This is a genomic window from Marinifilum caeruleilacunae, from assembly GCF_013141825.1.
Taxonomy (GTDB): Bacteria; Bacteroidota; Bacteroidia; order Bacteroidales; family Marinifilaceae; genus Marinifilum; species Marinifilum caeruleilacunae.
Window position 1 is genome coordinate 54,089 of sequence record NZ_RZNH01000008.1, and the last position, 23,224, is coordinate 77,312.

At 38.3% G+C, this 23,224-nt stretch carries 15 protein-coding genes; 7 read left to right on the plus strand and 8 right to left on the minus strand.

Annotated features, from left to right (window positions below; translation table 11 throughout):
* Positions 1-1,158 carry an ATP-grasp domain-containing protein gene (locus ELS83_RS06905; protein WP_171594805.1) on the minus strand — a complete coding sequence of 386 codons (1,158 nt, stop codon included), beginning with the start codon at positions 1,156-1,158 and terminating at the stop codon, positions 1-3.
* A gap of 165 nt (positions 1,159-1,323) precedes the next feature.
* On the opposite strand from ELS83_RS06905, the gene ELS83_RS06910 reads away from it, so the two are divergent.
* From ELS83_RS06910 to ELS83_RS06920, 3 genes are read left to right on the plus strand one after another with little or no spacing between them, the layout of a single operon-like run.
* On the plus strand, positions 1,324-2,265 hold the full coding sequence (locus ELS83_RS06910; protein ID WP_171594806.1) for an NAD(P)-dependent oxidoreductase: 942 nt from the start codon (positions 1,324-1,326) through the stop codon (positions 2,263-2,265).
* A gap of 43 nt (positions 2,266-2,308) precedes the next feature.
* Positions 2,309-3,076 carry a type III pantothenate kinase gene (locus tag ELS83_RS06915; protein WP_171594807.1) on the plus strand — a complete coding sequence of 256 codons (768 nt, stop codon included), beginning with the start codon at positions 2,309-2,311 and terminating at the stop codon, positions 3,074-3,076.
* A gap of 14 nt (positions 3,077-3,090) precedes the next feature.
* Complete coding sequence (locus ELS83_RS06920; RefSeq protein ID WP_171594808.1) at positions 3,091-3,549, plus strand: CYTH domain-containing protein; 459 nt, start codon at positions 3,091-3,093, stop codon at positions 3,547-3,549.
* Here ELS83_RS06920 and ELS83_RS06925 read toward each other — a convergent pair.
* Positions 3,520-6,630 carry a serine hydrolase domain-containing protein gene (locus ELS83_RS06925; protein ID WP_171594809.1) on the minus strand — a complete coding sequence of 1,037 codons (3,111 nt, stop codon included), beginning with the start codon at positions 6,628-6,630 and terminating at the stop codon, positions 3,520-3,522. The genes ELS83_RS06920 and ELS83_RS06925 overlap by 30 nt on opposite strands.
* 579 nt (positions 6,631-7,209) lie before the next feature.
* Between ELS83_RS06925 and ELS83_RS06930 the strand changes: the two genes are divergently transcribed.
* A complete protein-coding gene (locus tag ELS83_RS06930; RefSeq protein ID WP_171594810.1) occupies positions 7,210-7,743 on the plus strand; it encodes a hypothetical protein in 534 nt (177 codons plus the stop codon).
* A gap of 6 nt (positions 7,744-7,749) precedes the next feature.
* Here ELS83_RS06930 and ELS83_RS06935 read toward each other — a convergent pair whose 3' ends face one another.
* The 4 genes from ELS83_RS06935 to ELS83_RS06950 are packed head-to-tail and all read right to left on the minus strand — an operon-like array spanning position 7,750 to position 14,442.
* Positions 7,750-8,889 carry a cysteine desulfurase family protein gene (locus tag ELS83_RS06935; RefSeq protein ID WP_216616416.1) on the minus strand — a complete coding sequence of 380 codons (1,140 nt, stop codon included), beginning with the start codon at positions 8,887-8,889 and terminating at the stop codon, positions 7,750-7,752.
* Positions 8,890-8,917: 28 nt separating this feature from the next.
* A complete protein-coding gene (locus ELS83_RS06940; protein WP_171594811.1) occupies positions 8,918-10,870 on the minus strand; it encodes an OmpA family protein in 1,953 nt (650 codons plus the stop codon).
* A gap of 22 nt (positions 10,871-10,892) precedes the next feature.
* Entirely contained in the window at positions 10,893-13,757 is a 2,865-nt protein-coding gene (locus tag ELS83_RS06945; RefSeq protein ID WP_171594812.1) for a PD-(D/E)XK nuclease family protein, read from the minus strand.
* A 25-nt stretch (positions 13,758-13,782) separates the two neighbouring features.
* Positions 13,783-14,442 (minus strand): YiiX/YebB-like N1pC/P60 family cysteine hydrolase, encoded by a 660-nt coding sequence (locus ELS83_RS06950; protein ID WP_171594813.1) that lies wholly within the window; start codon positions 14,440-14,442, stop codon positions 13,783-13,785.
* 250 nt (positions 14,443-14,692) lie between these two features.
* On the opposite strand from ELS83_RS06950, the gene ELS83_RS06955 reads away from it, so the two are divergent.
* A complete protein-coding gene (locus ELS83_RS06955; protein ID WP_171594814.1) occupies positions 14,693-17,545 on the plus strand; it encodes a 2-oxoglutarate dehydrogenase E1 component in 2,853 nt (950 codons plus the stop codon).
* 61 nt (positions 17,546-17,606) lie between these two features.
* On the plus strand, positions 17,607-18,848 hold the full coding sequence (gene odhB / locus ELS83_RS06960; RefSeq protein ID WP_171594815.1) for a 2-oxoglutarate dehydrogenase complex dihydrolipoyllysine-residue succinyltransferase: 1,242 nt from the start codon (positions 17,607-17,609) through the stop codon (positions 18,846-18,848).
* A gap of 37 nt (positions 18,849-18,885) precedes the next feature.
* On the opposite strand, the gene ELS83_RS06965 is transcribed toward odhB, so the two are convergent.
* Together ELS83_RS06965 and hutI are read right to left on the minus strand one after the other, a co-directional pair.
* Entirely contained in the window at positions 18,886-19,836 is a 951-nt protein-coding gene (locus ELS83_RS06965; protein ID WP_171594816.1) for a M23 family metallopeptidase, read from the minus strand.
* A gap of 187 nt (positions 19,837-20,023) precedes the next feature.
* Positions 20,024-21,277, minus strand: a complete 1,254-nt coding sequence (gene hutI / locus ELS83_RS06970; RefSeq protein ID WP_171594817.1) for an imidazolonepropionase — start codon at positions 21,275-21,277, stop codon at positions 20,024-20,026.
* Positions 21,278-21,596: 319 nt separating this feature from the next.
* Between hutI and ELS83_RS06975 the strand changes: the two genes are divergently transcribed.
* Complete coding sequence (locus ELS83_RS06975; RefSeq protein ID WP_171594818.1) at positions 21,597-23,192, plus strand: YfcC family protein; 1,596 nt, start codon at positions 21,597-21,599, stop codon at positions 23,190-23,192.
* Positions 23,193-23,224 lie beyond the last annotated feature (32 nt).

The window sequence follows — 23,224 nt, forward strand, 5'->3', positions numbered from 1 at the left end:
TTATTGAACAAACTCCTTCAAATCCGAAACTAAGATCTCTTCGATTTCGGCAAACTGTTCTTTCGGAGTTTTTGTATATAACATTCCAAAGATAGAATACATTTTATAATCCACCTTTCTCAATTCCAGTGGCTGCATAAACTTATTCAGCAAAGCATCGTAATCGAAATTGCTAATTTCTTTCGATGGAATTCCGGTTGAATTGTCCAGAATAATCAATGAGTATATCTCATCGTCCATCTCCTCTAAAACCTGATTCCAATTGGGCTTGATGTTTTTAAGGAAACAATAATAGGGATTTAGTCCTGTTGCAAAATAGGTAAGGTCTGCTGTTGTACACCAACCTCCAAATCGCATTGGGTTTACCTCAATTGGAATCATTATCCCGTTCTTATCAACTCGAACTTCTACATGTACCGGAAAGTTTTTCAGTTTGGCTTTATTACCCAACTCCTGTACAAAATTGGTGAATGGTTCCAGGTAATTTGTTATGGTTTCTTTCGAAGTAAAATATACCCTGTCGCTCACATCGGTATCAGAAGAAAACAAATGCTTCGACACACCAAGTACCGTTGCTTCTCCATCCTCATCGAAAAAAGCATCGAAAGCAAATTCTTCTCCTTCAATAATCTCTTCAATCAGAAAACTGGAAGCATTTACCACCTCAATTGGAAATAACGATTGTGCTTCGGTAAACTCTTCTTTAATCAGTTCTTTTACATGAGCCCAATCTTTTGCATTCAAGACCTTGTGTACTCCTAAACTTAAAAAACCAACTGCAGGTTTAATAATAAAAGGCATTGGTAATTCTTCCAATTTTACTTCATCCAGTTCTTTTAAACCAACTTCACGAAAAAAGAAACTTGGATACATGCTTTGAACCAATTTTCGGAACTCCACTTTGTTTTTAAAAACATTGATATACTCAGGTAACTTTGTAAAACCCAGATTTTTCACCACCCAATTGATAGAATTTTCCGAATTGGTATAAAGCCTGCTATTCGAATCATTTTTAAAGTTTTCAATAATTTCTTCTGTGCTAATCAGGCTTAACTCGCCGTGTTCGGTAATATTACCAGTATCTAAGGCAGGAAAATCGTACTTTACAATGGTCTCTTTTAAGAACTTAGAAACGTAAGGTTTATCCAATAAAATCATGTAATCTGTAGTGTTTGTTCGCTGATGTGTTATTTATCGCAAAGCTACGAAGAAAGCTTTAATATTCATGCGAAAATCAGAAATTGCAGTTTTTTCAATCACAACAATGTTTATATGTAATGATTCATTAAATTTCAGAATTGAAATCATTACAGAATTTAGATTGTGAAAGATAAAATCCTAATTGCCTATTCTATTCCACACCAAGGACTTTCGGAACTTGAGAAAGAGTTTGATTTGATCTATCCCGAAAAGGAATTTTTCTCTACGGAAGAATTAATTGAACGGATTCCTGATTGTGTAGCATTGCTTTCCATTTTTAATAAAGAAGTTCCAAAATCGGTTATTGAAGCAGGTAAAAAGTTAAAAATTATTAGTAATTACGGTGTTGGATTTAATAATATTGATATTGAAACTGCCACCAAACAAGGAATTGTGGTGAGCAACACACCCGAGGCGGTTTGCGAACCTACCGCAGAACTTTGTTTGGCTTTAATACTCTCCTTATCGAGAGGAATTGCCCTATGCCATTACGGTTTGAAAACCGATCCAGATTTTGAATGGGGAGTGATGAAAAACCTGGGAACTGGATTGCATGGCAAAACTCTTGGTATTATCGGAATGGGTAAAATTGGAAAATCCATTGCTAAAAAAGCCGAAGCATTTGGCTTGAGAGTAATCTATCACAATCGCAAAGAGATTGCTGGTTCGCCCTACCAATACCTCAATTTTTCAGAATTATTAAAGCAAAGCGATATTCTTTCCTTAAATTGTCCTTTAAGCGATGAAACACATCACTTAATTGGTGCACAGGAACTGGAACTGATGAAAAATTCGGCCTTGTTGATTAACACCGCCAGAGGACCAGTGGTAAATGAAGAGGAGCTTGTTGACGCTTTGAAATCGGGCAAAATTGCAGGTGCAGCTTTAGATGTATTTGAGCACGAACCTAAAATCCATCCCGACTTGTTACAACTCGACAATGTTGTGGTGGTACCGCATATTGGCACAGCGACCATCGAAACCAGGATTGAAATGGGAAAAGAGGCAAGTGAGAACATCATTTCCTATCTAAAAAACAAAACAGAAAAAAATCGTGTGAATTGAATCACATACATTTATACCAAAAATCGAAATTACCTAGATATTTATGCTACTCGCTATTGACATTGGAAACACAAATGTAGTTTGTGGTTTATCGGACAACAACCATTGGACGGAAGAATTTAGAATTCATACCGTTGCCAACAAAACTTCGGATGAGTACGAGGTGATTTACAGAACTTTGTTTGCCAGTAGAAATGTCGATCTCGACCAGGTAGATCGAATTGTGGTGAGCAGCGTGGTGCCTTCTCTCATTTTGCCAATTCGCGAAATGATTAAAAAGCTTTTTGGAAAAGAGCCTTTGGTGGTTGGCCCAGAAATCTACGACAAGTTAAATATTGGCATTTTAAATCCGTATGAAATTGGTACCGATTTGGTTGCAAATGCTGTTGCTGCCCACAACAAGTACCAGGGCAACTGTATTGTTGTTGATTTTGGTACTGCCCTGACTTTTACAGCCATAAAAGCTGATGGAAACCTGCTTGGCGTGAGCATTGCTCCAGGTTTAAAAACTGCAATGTCATCCTTATCGCAAAAAACTGCAAAACTACCAAATGTGGATATTGCCATTCCACCATCCTGTATTGGTAAAAACACGACTCATGCTTTGCAAGCCGGTATTGTAATGGGTTATAAAGGATTGGTGGAGTATTTATTGAAAGAAATCAAATCGGAATTAGTTGGTAAAACAACCGTGATTGCCACAGGTGGACTTTCCAAACTAATGCTTCCAATCATTGAAAGTTTCGATCATCATGAACCAAGTTTAACCCTTGATGGTCTAAAAATTATTGGCAACCAATTTTATCAATAGCTAGAAATTAAGAAATGGCAGTAGAAATCGAAAGAAAATTTTTGGTACACAAAGATCGCTTGGTACTTCCTGAAAAAGGAAAAAAACTGATACAAGCCTACATTTGGAGCGATCCCGAAAAAAGTCTGCGAATTAGGATTAGCGGTGAGCAAGCCTTTCTAACCATAAAGGCAGGTGTTGACATCCTGGAAAGAGCCGAATTTGAATATGAAATCCCTCTTTCCGATGCCAGAGAATTGTTGGCACTTTGCGATGCTAAAATTGAAAAAACCAGATATTTTATTCCTTTTGGTGATCACACCTGGGAAGTAGATGTTTTTCATGATTTAAACAATGGTCTTATCGTTGCCGAAGTGGAACTCAACTCAGCCAATGACAAGTTGGTTTTGCCAGATTGGATTGCTGAAGAGGTAAGCAAAGATCCAAAGTATTTGAATGTATCCTTAATTAAAAATCCTTTCGTCGAGTGGTGATACCAATAGGTCGGTAAAATGTCGGGCCGGCGTAACTTCTGGCCTTACTGCTTTGTAGATGCACTCCTGTATTTTGGTGCGCACATCCATCTCCATCAGTTTTGCATTCGATTCGTCAGGACAAATTCTATTAGATAAAAAGATATAAACCAGGTCATATTCCGGATCGATCCATACCATTGTTCCAGTAAAACCCGTATGCCCATAACTCGATAAGGAAGCCAAATTACTTGTTGGTCCGTTCTCATCGTTTGGATCTAAAAAGGGTTTGTCGAAACCTATTCCCCTTCGGTTTTCTCCATTGGGATATGCACGTGCAGTAAATTTTTCGATGGTTTCTGCGCCAATATAAACTTCGTTTCCATACTCCCCTTTTTGCAGGTACATCTGGGCCAATTTTGCCAAATCGCTGGCATTCCCAAACAGTCCGGCATGGCCCGATACACCACCAAGCATGGCCGATGTTGGATCGTGAACATATCCTTTTACCCACTGCTTTCTGAAGAATTTATCGTTCTGTGTAGGTATAATTTTCTCTAAACTAAACCTCTTTTTAGGATGATAACCAAGGCTTCCGGCTCCAAGCATTCGGTAGAAATGGCGATCCATATATCGATCTACCGATTCTCCTGATCTTTCACCAATCATTTCTCCCATTAAAATAAAGCCCAAATCGCTATACTTATAGCCATTCTCTTTTCTGTATTCCGAATTGAGTATTCCTTGCAAAATGGTATCTTTATAGTGCTTGTTGATGTATAGATTCCTGGCAATTTCCACAGGATAATTTTCTGATTTCACTTTCGAAAAAATCCCTTTTTTAAATTTGTAATTTCTATCGATATAAAGCCTTTTTCCCAACTTAATGCTATGTCGCCTGGAGTATCTTCTGCTAAAAAGTTGATCCTGAAAGCTAGCAGAATCAACCGCCTCCCAGTGAAAGGGTTTCCAACTCAGCAAACGAGCTTCGTGGGCCAGAATCTTTCTCAGCACCAAACTGTCTTTGTTCGAATCCTTGGCTTTTGACAGGTATTCTCCAAGCTTAGAATCGATATCAATCCAACCCTCATCGGTCATTTGCATAATGGCAGGCAATGTAGCTGTTACTTTGGTAAGCGATGCCAAGTCGTAGATATCAGGATTTCTAACTGGTCTTTTCTTGCCATAAGTATGATGTCCATAAGATTTGTTGAACACCACTTTCCCCGCTCGTGCAACTAAAATCTGACATCCGGGAGTTGCTTTTTCCTGAATGGCATTTTCAGCAATCGAATCAATTACATTTAATTTTAATGTGCTTAGGCCCACCTGTTCTGGTAATGAATAGCCCAGGCGATTGTGATTGGTTTCAAATCCGGTTCCAACCGGAAATTCCCCATTAATGCTCACCGGAAGTTTTCCTTTGGCAGCCAGGCCTCCAAATACAATTTGGGCAGAAGCCATTTGCGCTTCCCTACTATCCTGGTAAGAAATTAATATTGCATCCAAATCCTCCAGGTTCTGATACATATCCAAGGCATAAGGATTGCCAAACAAATCGAAAATTACCTTTTTCTCCTTCGAAATTTCAGAAAGTAAATCTATGGTTGGTTTTGTGATTCCAAAATTTTTAGACGCCCTCTGATCGGTATTGTGCATACTCACAATCAACAAATTGTACTTGTCCAATTTTTCCTTCAGGATCTCCATATTTTCTTTTGAAGCATCCTTTTCGATCTGGTAAAAGTCGATATCGGTATACCTTCCCAAATATTCCTGGAACCTGTTTCGAATCGAAGCTCCCATCGCAATAGAGGCTACTTTTAAGGTATCCAATCTTTTTAAAGGAAGTAAGTTTTTGTCGTTTTTCACCAATGTAATGGCTTGCTCGGTCAGCTGGCGCCTTAAAATAAAGCCTTCCTGCGTATTCAAACCCGACCAAAGTCTGTTCATATCAACCTTTTGGTATTCGTGCAAACCCAACCAATACTTGGCGCGAAGTATTTTTTTACATTTTTCGTTGATATTTTCCCAGGTCAAGTCTCCATTTTCAATGGATTTACGAATCTCTCCTCGTGCGATTTCAACATCTTCGGTAAACAGCAGTACATCGTTTCCTGCTTGTAGCGATTTTGCATCTACAACTCCCTTGGCGTGATATTTCCGAATGCCTTGCATGTTTAAAGCATCGGTAAACACCAAACCCTTAAATTCCATTTCATTCTTTAACAAATCGGTCACAATTTTCGAGGATAGCGTTGCAATTTTTTCTTCCTCATCAAGAGCAGGAACATTTAAGTGCGAAACCATTACACCACCCAGACCTTGCTGAATTACTTTTCTAAAAGGATACAGCTCAACCGAATCCAATCTGGATCTGGGATGATCAACAATGGGCAGATCGACATGAGAATCTATATCCGTATCGCCATGTCCAGGAAAATGTTTTCCTACTGCAATAACGCCTGCACTTTGCATTCCATTTACAAAAGCATAGGATTTGTTGCTAACATTCAATCGATCCTCACCAAACGAACGACTATTAATCACCGGGTTTTTCGGATTGTTATTCACATCCATTACAGGCGCAAAATTAACATGAACCCCCAAGCGTCTGCACTCAATTCCAATTTGCCTTCCCAGGCGATATACCAGTTCATTGTCCTGAACTGCACCCAACATCAATTGTCGTGGATAGCTAATGGTTTGTTTCAATCTCATTCCGAGGCCATTTTCAGCATCCATTCCAATCCACATGGGTACTTTTGACAAACTCTGGTACCAATTGCTTAGTTCTGCCTGCTTTCCAGGCTCACCATGAAAGAATATAATTCCTCCTACTTGATGCTGAGTCACTAAATTGGCGATTCGCTCGCTCTCCTTCTTGTTCTTATTCGAGTAGGCTGCAATCATAAATAGCTGGCTAATTCTCTCGTCTTCACTCATGCTGTTAAAAACAGAGTCTACCCACTGGTTCGACTTATTTAGCTGGTCGACCAACAAATACTGGTCGTTCACATAGTTTTGAGAAAAACCAAATGTGTTAACCAAACAGATGATTACAAATAAAATAATCCTTTTAGGAGTCAATATATATTGCATAAAATGCTACTTAGGCTATGAAACTTCAAATCGTAAAGGTGTTATTCTCCAATTCAATTAAAAATCAATCATCTCTCGATCTCCAAATGGTTTTCGGGATTCAATGATAATGGAAATAATAGATTCACCTCGGGGATATAACAAAATTATAAAACCCCCATGAATAAAGAGAATGATTGATCACTAAAAAAAACGAATTTGTAAATTTTTTACTTACAAAAAGGAAGCCAAAAAGAAGAAAAGGGGCATAGCCCCTCTCAATTACTTACAACTAAAATCATATTAAAAACTTGTTTCCAGGATCGAACCAAGTGAAATATGCAAAACCAGATAAGGAGTTTCCTCCTCTAATTCAAAAGTAAATTTATTTGACTCTATCCTAAAAAACAAGTGTCAAGTTTGCCAAGTTCAATAAATTGAGCATAATATTATTTTCTCTCTCAAAAACCTACCTTTCTATAAATCAGTCACAACACTCAACAATACAACATTCAAGATCTCTATCATTTTGAATTGTCTGTTAAAATGGCTATTTTAAGACATAGCCAACCAAAATGTTAACCTCTAAACCCAAGTCCCATGAAAAAGATATTCTGTACCTTCATTGTACTCTCCATAGTGATAATTGCAATTGGGCAAAACCAGGCCGATACAAAGCTTAGCATCGACGATAACACAGCCATAAAAATGACGAGTAGTATTCAAATATCAACTCATCATTTTGCTGAGATTAGAAACTGGGTTTTATCGAGCGAAGCACTCGAACTTGAAATGCTAAATAGCAATACCGGAGAGGCCAATATTAAAGGTTGTAACTTGATTTACCTGAGCGAAAAGCAATCAAGCTTCCAGACTCAAATGCACTACACCTTACGCCTGAAAGAAGTCAACAATCAGCTTCTTATCGAAATTAAAGATGTATACTACATGTCGCTACCTGTATACGGTAAACAAGGAACTCCGTCAGTAATTTCGTATCCTTCCGATTGGTTTTCGAATGAAAAACTTCACAAGAAATCGGGCAAAGAAAGATACCTTAATGCCATTGTAAAGAAAAATACAATCGCAAAAATGAAGGAGGTGATGAATTCAGCCTTGGTATATTTGAACTAAATGAACTTATTTTCTTAATAATTTTATGGCCGCGCTTATCTCAGTAATCGCGGTTTTTATTTCTTCTTCGGTGGTGTATTTGCCTACCGATAAACGAAGGGTGCCCATTGCAAACTCAAAAGGCACATTCATTGCATCAAGGGTAGCCGATATCTTCACTGCATCGGAATGACAGGCGGCTCCTGCTGATGCAGCAATATTCGGCATTTGCGAAAGAATATCAACTGCTCGAAGATTTTTAAACGATACACTTAAAGTATTGGGCAATTTATAGGCTTGGTTTCCATTAAACTGAAGTTCGCCAAGCGGTAGCAATCCCGATTTTAGCATTTCAACCAACTTTTGTTCGCGCTGCATTCTTTTTTCTGGTTCATACATTGCCAGTTCGGCGGCTTTGCCCAATCCAACAATTTCCAGGATGTTTTCAGTACCAGCTCTTCGGTTCGATTCATGATCGGCCCCATGAATTAATTTCCGAAGCTGAATGCCTTTCCGAATGTACAGCGCTCCAATCCCTTTTGGTCCATAAAATTTATGTCCGGCTACCGTAAGCAAATCAACACCCAAATCTTCCACATCAACAGGCACTTTTCCAATTGCCTGTGCACAATCGGTATGTACAGCAATATTGTGTTTCCTGGCTAAAGCCGATATTTCTTTTAAAGGTTGCAAGCTTCCAACTTCATTATTGGCATACATGATGGATATTAAAATTGTATCGGGACGAATGGCATTTTCCAGATCAGAAATCCTTACGCGCCCACTTTCATCAACTGGCAAGTAAGAGATTTCGAAGCCCTCCTGTTCCAGAAACTTACAAACTTCAATGATTGCCGGGTGTTCAATTTTACTGGTAATGATATGCTTTCCCTTTTCCTGATGTTGAAAAGCAAATCCTTTCAAGGCATAATTGTTCGATTCGCTGCCACCACTGGTAAAAACAATTTCACTGGTATCACAATTTAGCATGTCTGCCAAACTTTTACGAGCTTTTTCTATCGCATTTTTCGTTTGTTGTCCATACCAATGCGAACTCGATGGATTGCCAAAATATTCAAACAAATAGGGTTGCATGGCTTCTGCCACTTCTTTTGCAACAGGTGTTGTGGCGTTATAGTCCAGGTAAATCATATTTGTAATTATCATGTTACGTGTAGGAGATCTAAACACTAGGCTACTGATCTTCTTTAATATTTACGATTCTAAATTCTGTGCGCCTGTTTAAGGCTTTTCCTTCTTTGGTTCGATTATCGGCAATTGCCTTAGACGAACCATATCCTTTAAAAAGCAATCTATCTTTGTGTATGCCTTTGTCTATTAGGTAATCACATACCGATTTCGCCCGATTTTCCGACAATTTCAAATTGTGCTCTTCCGATCCTGTATGATCGGTATGTCCGGATATTTCCACAACGAAACCCTGATTTTGAATCAACAATTGATACAATACATACAATTCAGATTCCGACTTTGGTAGAATTTCCCAGGAGTCGGTATCAAAAAATACATTTCGTAGTACAATTTCACTTCCCAATTTCATTTTTTGCAGGCCAATATTCAACTCCTGGGCCTTGTTTTGTTCCTTGTTTTCCATAAGCGAAAAATGATCGGAATAATACAAATATCCTTCACTTTCGGCGCTAAACATATATTCTTTTCCTGCCGGCAAACAAATCAGGTATTCTCCATTTACCTTATCCGAATTGATCTTTGCAACAGTATCGTTCGAATTCAAATCGATCAATTGTAAAGAAGCATATAAGTTATCCTTTGTTTCCACATCGTAAACCTTTCCCTTCAACCACGAAACCATAGGAGGTTGATGTTCCAGGGGTAAATCGAAGGTAAAAATGTCTTTTCCCTTTCCTTCCAACCTATCCGACGAAAAGTATGCTTTATCGCCACTTGCATTAATCACAAGTCCTAATTCATCAGCAAAAGTATTAATCGGATAACCCAAATTCACTGGTTCCGACCATTTCTGATCATCCTTGCGAGTAAGTTTATACAAGTCGTATCCCCCCATTCCTGGCAATCCATCAGAGGCGATTACCAGATACTGATTACTGGCGTGTATAAAGGGTGACATTTCATTATTCGATGTGTTAAAATCCAGGTTTACTGGCTTGGACCATCTTTGCTTTCCTCCTGGCAGTATCTCCAGCAATTCCGACTTCCAGATGTCCATTTTTCCCTTGCCTGATTTCCTGTTACTCACGAAGTAGAGAATTCTACCATCAGCCGAAATGCTTGGCTGAGCTTCCCATGCTGCCGAATTGATCACTGGTCCTAAATTCATTGGCTTCGACCATTGATCACCTTCACGCAGTGAATAGTAAATGTCACATCTCCCTAAACCATCTTTTCTTCCACAGGCAGTAAAATACATGTAACGACCATCAGCTGTAATGGATTGAGCTCCTTCGTTACTGGCAGTATTTATGCTTTCAGATAAACTTTGTGCTGGTCGCCAGCTGTCTTCATCCTTCAGGGCAAGCCAAAAATCCTCCTGGGGTTCTAATTTCACTTCTGTATCATTCATTCTTGCACTCAGGCGGGTAAATATCAATACTTCCTCATCTGCAGTCAGACTCGGCCAGTATTCATCATTTTCGGTATTGATGGCCTTTCCTATATTAACCGGGTTAAATTCTACCGGATTTGCAATCATTCGCAAAGCAACATCACAATTCATAATTTGCTTCATCGCCTTTGCTTTATTGCGCGATGATATTTTAGAAAAGGAAAGAAACTCTTCAAATTTGCCTTTGGCCATCTCATATTTCCCAAGCTTCAGATAGGCATTCCCCAAATTAAAATGTACCCTGGGAAAATAGTCATTGTCAATTTCTATTGCTTTTAGGTAAGCATGAATTTCCAATTCGGTATTTTTCATTGAATGATACACATCAGCCTGAAACAGGTATGCCTCAATAAAATTCGATTTAACTTCTAAAGCCTTCGTTAGCTTGTCTAGTGCTTGCTGATTATCACGATTTCGATAATGCTGGGCAGCCATTTCGTAATAATGAATTGCCTTACGTGATTTTACACTGTATTTTTTCTGGGCAACAGCACTATATGTTACCGATAACAGGAAGATTAATATGACAGTATATTTCCTCATTTTTTGTTTCGAACTTAGCTTATTACCTATGACAAATTTCAGCATACAAGCAGGTTCTGCAGGCATCCTCGTTTTCGACTTGTTCGAATGGAATTTCCGGGTTGAAAATTTCCTCAAACATTAGGGTTAAAGCGTCTAAAAACTCTTTCTTATATACTCGGTAATCGTTTACTGGCTCAGGTTTCGAACGTCCTTCTTTTTTTGCCAGCATACAAGCAAACTTCTTACTAAAAAACTCCTTTAAGCTGTATACGCCAGGCGAAATTGCTTCGGCCGTTTTCCATTTGTCCTCGTAAAACAAACAGTACAAAAAGGTTTGAAAAGCTGCTTTATTTCGGCTTTTTCCCTCCTTCTCAAATAAAGATTCTATATCCTTAAAAAACAAGTCAGCTTTCCCTGTCTTGTAATCCAATATCCTAATTGTTCCATTAACCTGATCTACACGGTCTATCAATCCACTCACATTTACCATTCTATTTCCTGATATTGGAACCTGAATTTTGTATTTATCCTCAAGTGATAGAATTTTAAAAGGTGCATATTCCTGATCCAGAACCAAAATTCGATCGATATACTTTTTCAGGATATCAAAAATCAACAGATTTCTTCCTGATATTTGTACCTCTTTACCTTTTGGCAGCTGGAAATATGTCTCACGAAAAGCCGTAGTCAACTTTTCTTCAATGAGGGGTTTATTCTTTCGAATGTGTTCCAAATCTTCTTTCTCCAAAACCTTGCCTACATATGGCTTATACAAATCTTCGAGCGTGTTGTGGAACAAATTTCCAAAAGTTGGAGGGTCAATTTCTTCCAATACCTGATCGGGCTCTTTTAAGCCGGCAATGTACTTAAAGTAAAAGCTAAGCGAACAAGTCAGGTAGGTGTTCAGAGCCGATGGAGAAAAGCTTCTGAACTGATCGCCGCAATATTCTGCCAAACGATTTAAAATGCGATCATTTTTTTCAATGCTAATGGGCTTTGCCTCTTTCAAGGAGATATCATATCCCGGACTAGATTCAGTAATGCTAAATTCCGATTCATATTTTAATTGATACAGGAAACGACTCATTTCTCCTGTTCTTATCCCATCGCTTTGTGTGCTATACAAAAGTTTAATATCATCGGCACGCTGAATGAGACGATAAAAATAGTAGGCAAAAATTGCATCCTGATGATCGATGGTTGGCATTCCAAATCCTTTTCTCAAATGATATGGAATAAATGAATTTGCAGTTCCGGTTTTTGGCAGCTTTCCTTCGTTCATCGATAACACCACCAGCTTTTTAAAATCCAGCAAACGGGTTTCCAAAATCCCCATCACCTGCAATCCGGCCAACGGCTCCCCTTCAAATGGGATGCTCAAAGATTGAATCATCTTTTCCAAAATCTTGAAAAAGGTGTCTTGCTTTACTTCAATTTGATGCTGATCGAGCAAAGATTTCAATCTCTTAATGGCCAAAAACAAATGATAGATGTATTCTTGCTCAATCTTATCTACCAGCGACTTGTCTTCATCTTTTGTCTCCAGACGCTGATATACATTTTGCAATAGATTTAACAAATACAGTGCGAACTGATTTACATCTTTAACGGGCGAAAATAGTTTTTCAATCACCTCATCACCAAGCAATAATGATCTTGGAACTTTTATCTTATTCGTCGTCAGAATATCCTGGGTTAATTCATGGGCCAAATCAGGATTCACCGAATTCAAATACTGGTGATTCAACAAAGCCAGAACTTCTTTGTGATGAAACTCAATCTCGTTTCCATTCTTACGAGCACTTTTTTGCAAATCGATAACCAGGCGCAAGAGACTTGCCACAGGAGTGTTCTTGGCCGGATATCCCATGGTAACATTTACATTATCAATAACTTCCGGAATGGAATGTAAAACTGGAAGCAGAAGTTCCTCGTCGGCCAAAACAATGGCCGTTTCTTCGGGTGCCACTTCGCTATCCTTACAGAATTCCTGTACTACAGAGTGGGCATATTTTGCCTGTCCTACCTCCGACGACAAGGACACAAACTCCACCTTAGCATTATTCTGCTTTATATTAGAGAAACTTACTTCGGTTTTAGGAGTCGGGAATCGCTTGATGTTATCCCTTAAAAACAAACCTGCCTCGTGATACGGATTCTGCAGGTAAGACTCATCGTAATCCCAATAGAATTCAGCCAAATCCTTTCTCTTCAGGAATTCGAACAGGTCAATTTCACATCGATTCAAGGCATTAAATCCTACAAATATTACCTTCTTTGCCTGAAGCTGAATCTCTCCCGATTCCAATCCATCCAGCAGGGCACGGGAAGCCATTCCTTCATAAGCCAGATTTTCAGATTTCAGTTCCTCTCTTAGATCTGCATAAATCGCGAATAAATTCTCCCATAAATTCACGAACTCTTTTTGATGCTCAGAATATTTTTCAGGTTTAAAAGAACTCCAAAAAGCCTGTATGGCTTCCACTTGCTCATCGGTTAAATAATCAAAAAGGTTCTCTATTTCCTTCTCGTCGGCCAGGTTTTTGAATAGATGTTCCGCATGTACCCTGTACTTGTCTAAATCATCAAAATCGCCAAGCAACATCTCTCCCCAATGATAGAATTCATCGAAACTTTCGCTCACCTTCATTCTTTTCACATAGATTTTATAAAGGCGAAACAACAAGCCCAGGTTGTCTTCGATTTGCAGTTTGGAAAGAGATTTAAAAAACTCGCTAATGGTAAACACTCTTGGTGCCCAAATTGGTTTTGTGACCAATTCGTTCAGGTATTTCGAAAAGAACAATCCTGCTCTTCGGTTCGGAAAAACAAGGATACAGTCCGATAATTCGTTTTTATATTTTGAGTATAACTCTTTGGTAATTTGTTGTAAGAATGAATTCATATATAATGTAGGATATAAGTCTAATTTAATTGCTCTCAAAGTGCCCGTACGAAAGTACAATTTCAATATTCCCTGACTGAAACATGCCATTGGGGTTCAATCCGGGTTTTCCTTCCGGGATATCGACTCCCAAATTCTTGTAATACTCTATCCAGAAAGGCAAATATTCACCTGTTTTCGAATCTTTAAATGTCATTGGTTCTAATTGAAACACCGCCGAAGAATCGCCACTATTCACAAACATTTCATAAATCAGTTCGGAACAGTAATAGCTCGAATCTCCCATTAGATAAATATGGTCGTATGGCAAGTGAAGCAAGCTATTTCCATAAACAAGGGCCGCCTCTATCCTTTGGGTGTATTTTTCCTTTAGTCTTCCAACAGCAATTTTATTGCTACGCTCCAGAAAGTCTTCCAAATTGGTCTGTATTACACCTTTCGATACTGCTTCGAGTATAAATATCTTCCCATTGGCATGAATATCGACTATTCCTACGTGCGAAAAATTCAATTCCTGTTCGCCCCCGGTAACCGATTCAATGGCCTCAGAGATGGAATCGGAATTCAAATCCTGAAAAATTATATCGCCTTTGCGGAATTCAAACTGCGTTTTTTTTTGTAAATTATGACAGCTTGAAAAGTACGAAGCTACCAGCACAATAATTATGGTACGAAGAAATATCATGCTTTGAATTATTGATGATTTTGAATGCAAATCTAAATTAATTGGAAATTGCTACAATCGAAAAAATAGACAGGTATTTTTTCTGCAAATGTTAAACAATATCAGCTTATAGAAAATGTCTATAAGCTCATTAGTAAAAAAAATGACCTTTTGGTCTTTTATTCTGGTTGATCATGACCAGTAAAGTTTCAAAATTAATACATTTGTTTAAGCGACAACAAAAAATCAGACAAGTACAACAAACAATTCTATGGATAAATTCAGTTTTTTGGGTAATAGTGAAATCGAATATATTGATGAGCTTTACCAATCCTATAAGCAAAATCCCGATTCGGTCGAAGAAAAATGGAGAGCTTTTTTCCAGGGATTCGATTTTGCATCGGCTAATTTTCCAGTAAAACAACAAAGTTCCAATAACGAGCCAGCCAGCGAATCGATGAGCAAAGAATTCAATGTAATGAATTTGATTCAGGCTTATCGTCAGAGAGGGCATTTGTTTACCAAAACCAATCCGGTAAGAACACGAAGAAAATATTTTCCAACCCTGGACATTGAAAATTTCGATTTGGCAGAGTCGGATTTGGAAACTCCTTTTCATGCCGGAAAAGAAATTGGCATTGGAGTTGCTAAATTGAAAGACATAGTAGCTCATTTGCAGGAAACTTACTGTAAATCGGTTGGTGCCGAATATGTTTTTGTTCGACACCCGCAGATGCTAAGATGGCTTCAAAAGAAAATGGAGAGTTCGAAAAACACACCACAATTTTCCGATGAGCAGCGCAAGCACATCTACTACCATTTAAGAATGGCAGTTGGCTTCGAAAACTACATTCACAAGAAATTTGTTGGGCAGAAAAGATTCTCATTAGAAGGAGCAGAAACCCTTATCCCAGCTTTGGATGCCATGATTGAACGAGGTGCTGAACTTGGGGTTGAAGAGTTCATTTTTGGAATGGCCCATCGAGGCAGGTTGAATGTTCTTGCGAATATTCTTGAAAAACCTTACGAAAATATCTTCAAAGAATTTGTTGGAGAAGAATATGAAGAAGATATCGCTTTAGGCGATGTGAAATATCACCTTGGTTATGGCAACTCGGTTAAAACAGATGATGGCAGCGAAGTAAAATTACATTTGGCACCAAATCCATCTCACCTTGAAACCGTAGGAGCCGTTGTACAAGGAATTTCTCGATCTAAAATTGATAATGACTATTCGGGCGATCAGGATAAACTGGTTCCTGTTGTAATACATGGCGATGCTGCAATTGCCGGACAGGGAATTGTGTATGAAACCATTCAAATGTCTCAACTAAAAGGATACAAAACCGGGGGTACAATCCATTTGGTAATTAACAACCAGGTAGGATTTACAACCAATTACCTGGATGCAAGATCGAGCACCTATTGTACCGATGTGGCAAAGGTAACACGCTGTCCTGTTTTTCATGTAAATGGTGATGATGTAGAGGCATTAATTTTTACCATTAAAATGGCAATGGAATACCGCCAGGAGTTTAACACCGATGTGTTCATTGATATTTTATCGTACAGAAAGTATGGACATAACGAAGGTGATGAGCCTCGTTTTACCCAACCAATTTTGTATAAGGAGATTGCAAAGCACAAAAATCCAAGAGATCTGTATGCAGATTATTTGATTGAAAAAGGCGTCTATTCTACAAGCGAAATCAAAACTATAAATTCTGATTACAATAAACTCCTGGATGATAAATTTGAGCTATCTAAATCATTTGATAAGGTAATTATTCAACCATTCCTCGATGATTATTATAAAGGAATTAGATATTCCGTTGAATCGGATTTTGAAGCTTCACCTGAAACTGGAGTGAACAAAAAAACACTCCTTGCTTTGGCCGATAACTTTACATCGCTTCCTGAAGACCTGAAATTTTTCAAGAAAATTGGCAAGTTGATGACCGATAGGAAGAAAATGGTAGAAAATGATCAGCTTGACTGGGCAATGGGTGAAATGCTGGCCTATTCGAGTTTGTTGACAGAAGGAAATTCGGTTAGAATTAGTGGCCAGGATTCGGAACGTGGAACTTTCTCGCACCGACATGCTGCCCTTGTTATCGAGGATACTGATAAAAAATATTTCCCACTTAAAAATCTGTCTGAAGATCAGGCTCCATTCCATGTTTACAACTCATCATTAAGTGAATATGGTGTACTTGGCTATGAGTATGGATATGCTCTGGCTCATCCATCAGGTTTAACCATTTGGGAGGCGCAGTTTGGAGATTTCCATAATGTAGCACAGGCGGTTATTGACCAATACATTAGTGCGGCCGAAGACAAATGGGGAATTAAAAATGGTTTGGTAATGTATTTGCCACATGGATATGAAGGACAAGGTGCAGAACATTCGAGTGCAAGAATGGAACGATTCCTGACGCTTTGTGCACACAATAATATGCAAATTACAAATCCGACCACCCCAGCCAACTTGTTCCACATGCTTCGTCGACAGGTAAAGAGAGATATCAGGGTTCCTTTAATTTGTTTCTCTCCTAAGAGTTTGCTTCGTCACCCAGCTTGTGTTTCAAGTATGGATGAAATGGCTAAAGGCAATTTCCAGGAGGTAATTGATGACAAGAACGTAATTTCGGAAGAAGTAAGAAGAGTTGTTTTCTGTACAGGTAAGGTGTATTACGATTTACTGGCACAGAAAGAAAAGCTAAATGCTCAGGATATTGCCCTGGTTCGTTTGGAGCAATTGTATCCATTCCCACATGCACAGGTTGATAAAGTATTGGAAAGATATCCGAATGCGATTCTTCACCTATGGGTACAGGAAGAACCTGAAAATATGGGCGCATGGCAGTTTGTAAATTACAACTTCAAAAATAAAGAAGTAAAATTGGTTCCTGTAGCGCGTCAGGCCAGTGGAAGCCCGGCAACCGGATTGGCAAAAATCCATATGCTTGGTCAGAACGAAATTATCAACAAAGTGTTTAGAAAATGTGACTGCGACAGGAAATTGAAATATTGTGGTCTACAGTGTGTCGAGGGAAGTTCGCATGAGGAAATTCTTCAGACACATGAATATTTTGAAGAGAAAAAAAGCAAGCTATTAATGTAATGATGATTGAAGATTTGAAATTCAAACATTCGAGAACAAAATCCATAACGATATAACACAAATGATTGAAATAAAAATACCAAGTCCTGGAGAATCCATATCGGAAGTTGAAATTGCCAATTGGTTTGTTGCCGATGGCGATATTGTGGAAAAAGATCAAGACATTGCCGAAATTGAATCGGACAAAGCAACACTAACACTGGTTGCTGATGAAGGAGGTAAAATTGAAATTCTTGCACAAGAGGGCGATACCGTTGAGGTTGGTTCGGTAGCTTGTAAAATTGACACCAGTTTTGCTGGCAAAGCCCCAAGTCCTAAGGCAGAACCGGCAAAAGAGGAAATTGTGGAAGCCAAAGAATCCATCGGTTCTACTCCAGCCAAAAGTGTTGAATCGGAAAATTACAAAGAGGTAAAAATTTCTCCAGTGGCTAAAAAGCTGATGGAAGAAAATCAGCTTTCGGTTGATGATGTAATAGCAGGTTTACAAAGGTTATCCAAAAAGGATATTCAAGCCGTTGTGGAAAATCAGAACAACCAACCAGCTGCCGTATCTGCCGAGCCAAAGGCCATTTCTCGTGAAGAGAAACGCACGAAAATGACAAATCTGCGCAAGAAGTTAAGCGCTCGCCTGGTATCGGTTAAAAACGAAACTGCCATGCTAACAACTTTTAACGAGGTTGACATGAGTGCAGTAATGGAATTGAGAAAGAAATATCAGAAGAAATTCATTGATACTCATGATATCAAACTTGGTTTTATGTCTTTCTTTACCAAAGCGGTTACCGAAGCTTTAAAAGCTCACCCTATGGTAAATTCTATGATTGATGGAGAAGAAATTGTAACTCCTGATTTTGCGGATGTTGCCATTGCGGTTCAAACACCTAAAGGATTAATGGTTCCTGTAATTAGAAATGCAGAATCGCTAGGTTTAGCAGAAATTGAAAAGAAATTGATGGAGCTGGCTAACAAAGCCCGATCGGGTAAGATTAGCCTTGATGAAATGACGGGAGGTACATTTACAATTACCAATGGTGGTGTATTTGGTTCTTTATTGAGTACGCCGATTATCAACCCTCCACAATCGGGAATTTTAGGAATGCACAATATTGTAGAACGCCCTGTTGCCGTAAATGGAAAGGTTGAAATCCGACCAATGATGTACATTGCCCTATCTTACGATCACCGAGTGATTGATGGTAAGGATTCGGTTGGTTTCCTTGTAAAAATTAAGGAGATGATTGAAAATCCACATAAAATGTTGTTCGATGGAAAAGATCCGGATAGCATGTTGCTGGGATTATAGAAATAAAAAAAGCGATGAAATTTCATCGCTTTTTTTTTTATTGGATGCTGCTCGAATACTTCTTTTTTTCTCTTCGGGTAAACTCCTGGGTAATTAACTCATCATTGCTGTCAGACACATAGAGATTACCTGATAAGAGGTTGACTTTATCACCCTTGTGATAGAATAAGGGGTCGATATAGGCATAAGCATTTTGTTTGTTTTCTTCATCTTCCAGCTTTTCGAGCATTCTTATTTTTAAATAATAGATAAAAACGTGCAACTCACGTTTTTTGGAGGCGCTATACCAGCCTGTTAATCCTAATTTAGTATTAGGATGTACTGTCTGCCCTTCTTTTACACAAATACTTCCTGATTTGAAACAGGAATAACGTGCCAGGGTTCCATCTCTATGCTCGATGAGAACTTCATTCACATTATCATTATAATGAAAATCCTTTGTCGTATCGGCAACAAATTGGTCTTTAACCTCTACAACTACTCCCTTTCTCATGGCTACAACAGGCTCCGATTTTTCTGTGATAAACTGGAAAGCTTTCCAGCTATCGGGAGCACCCTTTCCGAATCTTTTCCCCAAATAATTCATGTGATTTACTTTTACTTTTGTTCCTTTCGAAAAGGGCAGTAAATACACGAAATTCTCTTTTATTTTTGGAAATGGCTTACCTCTGTGGTATTGGTACGAAAAAGAAAAACCAATACCCATATTTGGATCCTTGGGTTTTAAGGTTAACACCTTACCCACTCTGCCCCTGATGGTACCAGAATATGTATACTTCGCAGATGAATAATTTTCGCAATTCGATAATTGATCAAACTCAATGTTTATCAAATAAGTTCCCACCAATTGTTTCTTAAAGTTTACATCCACACTATTATCGGTGTTAACCTGGTAGGTAATTTCAACATCGGAAATTTGCGATTTTAGAACCTTAGGGCTAATAAGAAGTAATAAAACAAACAGGCAAGCCAATTGTATTTTTTTCATTTTACAATAGTTAATATATCGTTTCTAAACTGATTGACAATATAATTATTTATCGCCTAGAACATCTATCAAGTTTGTTAAATAAAATCAATCTAATTTTGCTCCCACATTTTGAATTGTGTACAAAATAAAAAACCTGACAGAAATAAATCCTATCAGGTCTTCAATAAAATATTCTATGTTGTTTTTACAATCTCTGACCTCTCAAAATTACAGCATCGATTAAATTGCTACCATATGCATATGGCATAAACTCTACCGATGGAATTTCTTTGGTGATGAAAACATTGGCAATTTTACCACGAGCAATACTTCCCAATTCTTCCTGTACACCCATTGCATATGCAGAGTTTATTGTGGTTGCATTAACAGCTTCCTGTGGCAACATTTTGTAGTTGATACACGCCAATGACATAATGAACTTCATGTTTCCTGAAGGAGATGAACCCGGGTTAAAATCCGATGCCAAAGCTACTGGTAAACCTGCATTCATCATATCGCGAACAGGCGAACAAACCATGTTCAGGAAGAAAGCTGCACCAGGTAATACTGTTGGCATGGTTTCAGAATCTTTCAAACACTTGATTTCTTCCTCTCCAACAAACTCAAGGTGATCAACCGAAAGTGCATTGTATTTTACACCTACCTGAATTCCTCCGGAGTAATCCAATTCATTGGCATGGATTTTAGGACGCATACCATGCTTCATTCCTGCATTTAGGATGCGATCGGTTTCCTCAACGGTAAAGAATCCTTCATCACAGAATACATCGATATAATCTGCTAAATCTTCTGCTGCAACCTGTGGAATCATTTCATTAATCACCAAATCAACATATTCTCCCTGGCGACCTCTGTATTCGGCAGGAACAGCGTGAGCACCCAAAAAGCTCGACTTAATGGTTAAAGGCGTTGTTTCTTTGATACGCTTAATGACGCGAAGCATTTTTAATTCATCTTCAACTGTCAAACCATAGCCACTTTTAATTTCAACAGCTCCGGTTCCCATGCTGATAATTTCATGGATACGTTCCATTGCTGCTTCGTACAATTCATCTTCAGTAGCATCGTGCATGCGTTTGGCCGAATTTAGAATTCCACCACCACGTTTTGCAATCTCTTCATACGAAAGGCCTTTAATCTTATCGGTGTATTCGATCTCGCGACTTCCAGCATATACCAAATGAGTATGCGAATCGCAGAAAGATGGGAATACCATTCTTCCTGTAGCATCGATTTCTTCTACATGATCGAAGCCATCCATTTCGTCATAATTTGGCATATCTTCCATCTTACCAAAATCAGAAATCTTCTCGTCTTCAATCAGCAAATAGGCATCATCAATACAATTCAAGTTTGCCATATCGGTTCCGGCAACCCATTTCCTAGGCGTTTCTTCAACCTGAACCAGAGTTTTTATATTACTTATTAACAGCTTCATATGTATTTCAATTAATAATTAGCAATGATATAATGAGCAATTAGGTAGCAAAAAGTTAAGAATGATTATAATATACAGATAAAAAAAGGATTAAAACTTTAGTTTACCTCCTTGAAATCAGCACATTTACTCATTCATTAATTCACACACATACTCTTTCACTTTACGATGCAAATATTAGGTAAAAATGATCAATTTGCAAACCTTTTCGGACTGCTCTTTAAAATTATTTTAGAACGCCATTTGTGTACATATTTTCCTATTTTTACGCATTCAATTTTAAGGGGTAAAAACCAAAACACAAACTAAATCAACCTATATGTTTAAAAAGATACCACACACCTATGTAATTGTTTTTGCAATAGTTGTATTATCTGCAATATTAACCTGGATTATTCCGGGAGGTGAATTCGAGCGAACAACCGTTAATGTAAATGGAACCGACCGTGAGGTTATTGTTCAGGGGTCCTATCAACAAATTGAAAGCCAGGGCCAAAGTTGGGAAATTTTCTCATCTTTCTTTAAGGGATTTGTTGACAAAGCTGATATTATCATGTTTATCCTGGTAATTGGAGGTGCATTCTGGATTATGAACGCAAGTAAATCCATTGATGTTGGAATTTACTCTTTCTTAAAATTTACCCAAAAGCTGGAAAAGAATAAAACCATTCGGAAAATTGGGGTCAACAATATCATTCTAACGCTAATTATGCTGGTGTTTAGTGCCTTTGGTGCCACATTTGGAATGAGTGAAGAAACCATCGCTTTTGTTATCATCTTTGTTCCGATGTCCATTAAAATGGGATATGATTCTATCGTTGGTGTGTGCATCTGTTTTGTAGCTGCCGGCCTGGGGTTTGCGGGAGCATTGCTAAACCCGTTCACCATTGGTATTGCACAAGGATTATCGAACCTGCCATTGTTCTCGGGGATTGAATACCGACTATTTTGCTGGGTAGTTATTAATGTAATAGGTTTTGCATTTATTCTTAGATATGCCGCTAAAATCAGAAAAAACCCACAGGCTTCATTGGTATATACCGATGATGAATACTGGAGAAAGCATAACGATACGGATATGGAAGAATTGGAGTTTTACACACCTAAGTCGGCGTGGGTAACTTATTTTATTCTGCTGATTACAATGGTGGTATTCTCTTACCATTACCCACAAAGTACTCTTAAGGTGGGTAACTCTGAAATGACAACTTACGTTCTGCCATTTGTGACCATCCTCTTTGCTTTGCTAGGCTTGCTTTCTCTTCTGAAATCGGTACACTTCTATATCCTGAATTTATTGCTTTTCACCATAATTTACCTGATTGTTGGTGTTATGGGATATGGCTGGTACATCATGGAAATTGCTACTTTATTCTTTGCAATGGGTATTTTCTCGGGAATTGCCTTTAACAATACTGCCAATGAAATTACCAAGTTGTTTCTTGAAGGATCGAGAGATATCCTTTCGGCTGCTATGATCGTTGGTTTGGCAGGTGGTATTTTAATTGTTCTTGAAGAAGGAAACATTATTGATTCCATCCTTTACTACATCTCACAATCGATGAATGATTTTGGTAAGATGGCATCTGTTTCCATCATGTATCTGATTCAAAATATCATCAATGTGATTATCCCATCGGGATCAGCGAAAGCTGCATTAACAATGCCAATGATGTCGCAATTCTCCGATTTAATTGGAGTATCGCGCCAGGCAACGGTTATGGCTTTCCAGTTTGGTGATGGTTTTACCAATATGATTACCCCAACTTCAGGTGTATTGATTGGAGTGTTAGGTGTTGCAAAAATCCCTTACGATAAGTGGGTAAAATGGATTGGTGGTTTTATGGTAATCCTCTTGCTTTTAGGATTATTACTGCTAATTCCAACAGTAACCATGGAACTGAATGGATTCTAAAATATAAAAAAGGGACTCTAACGAGTCCCTTT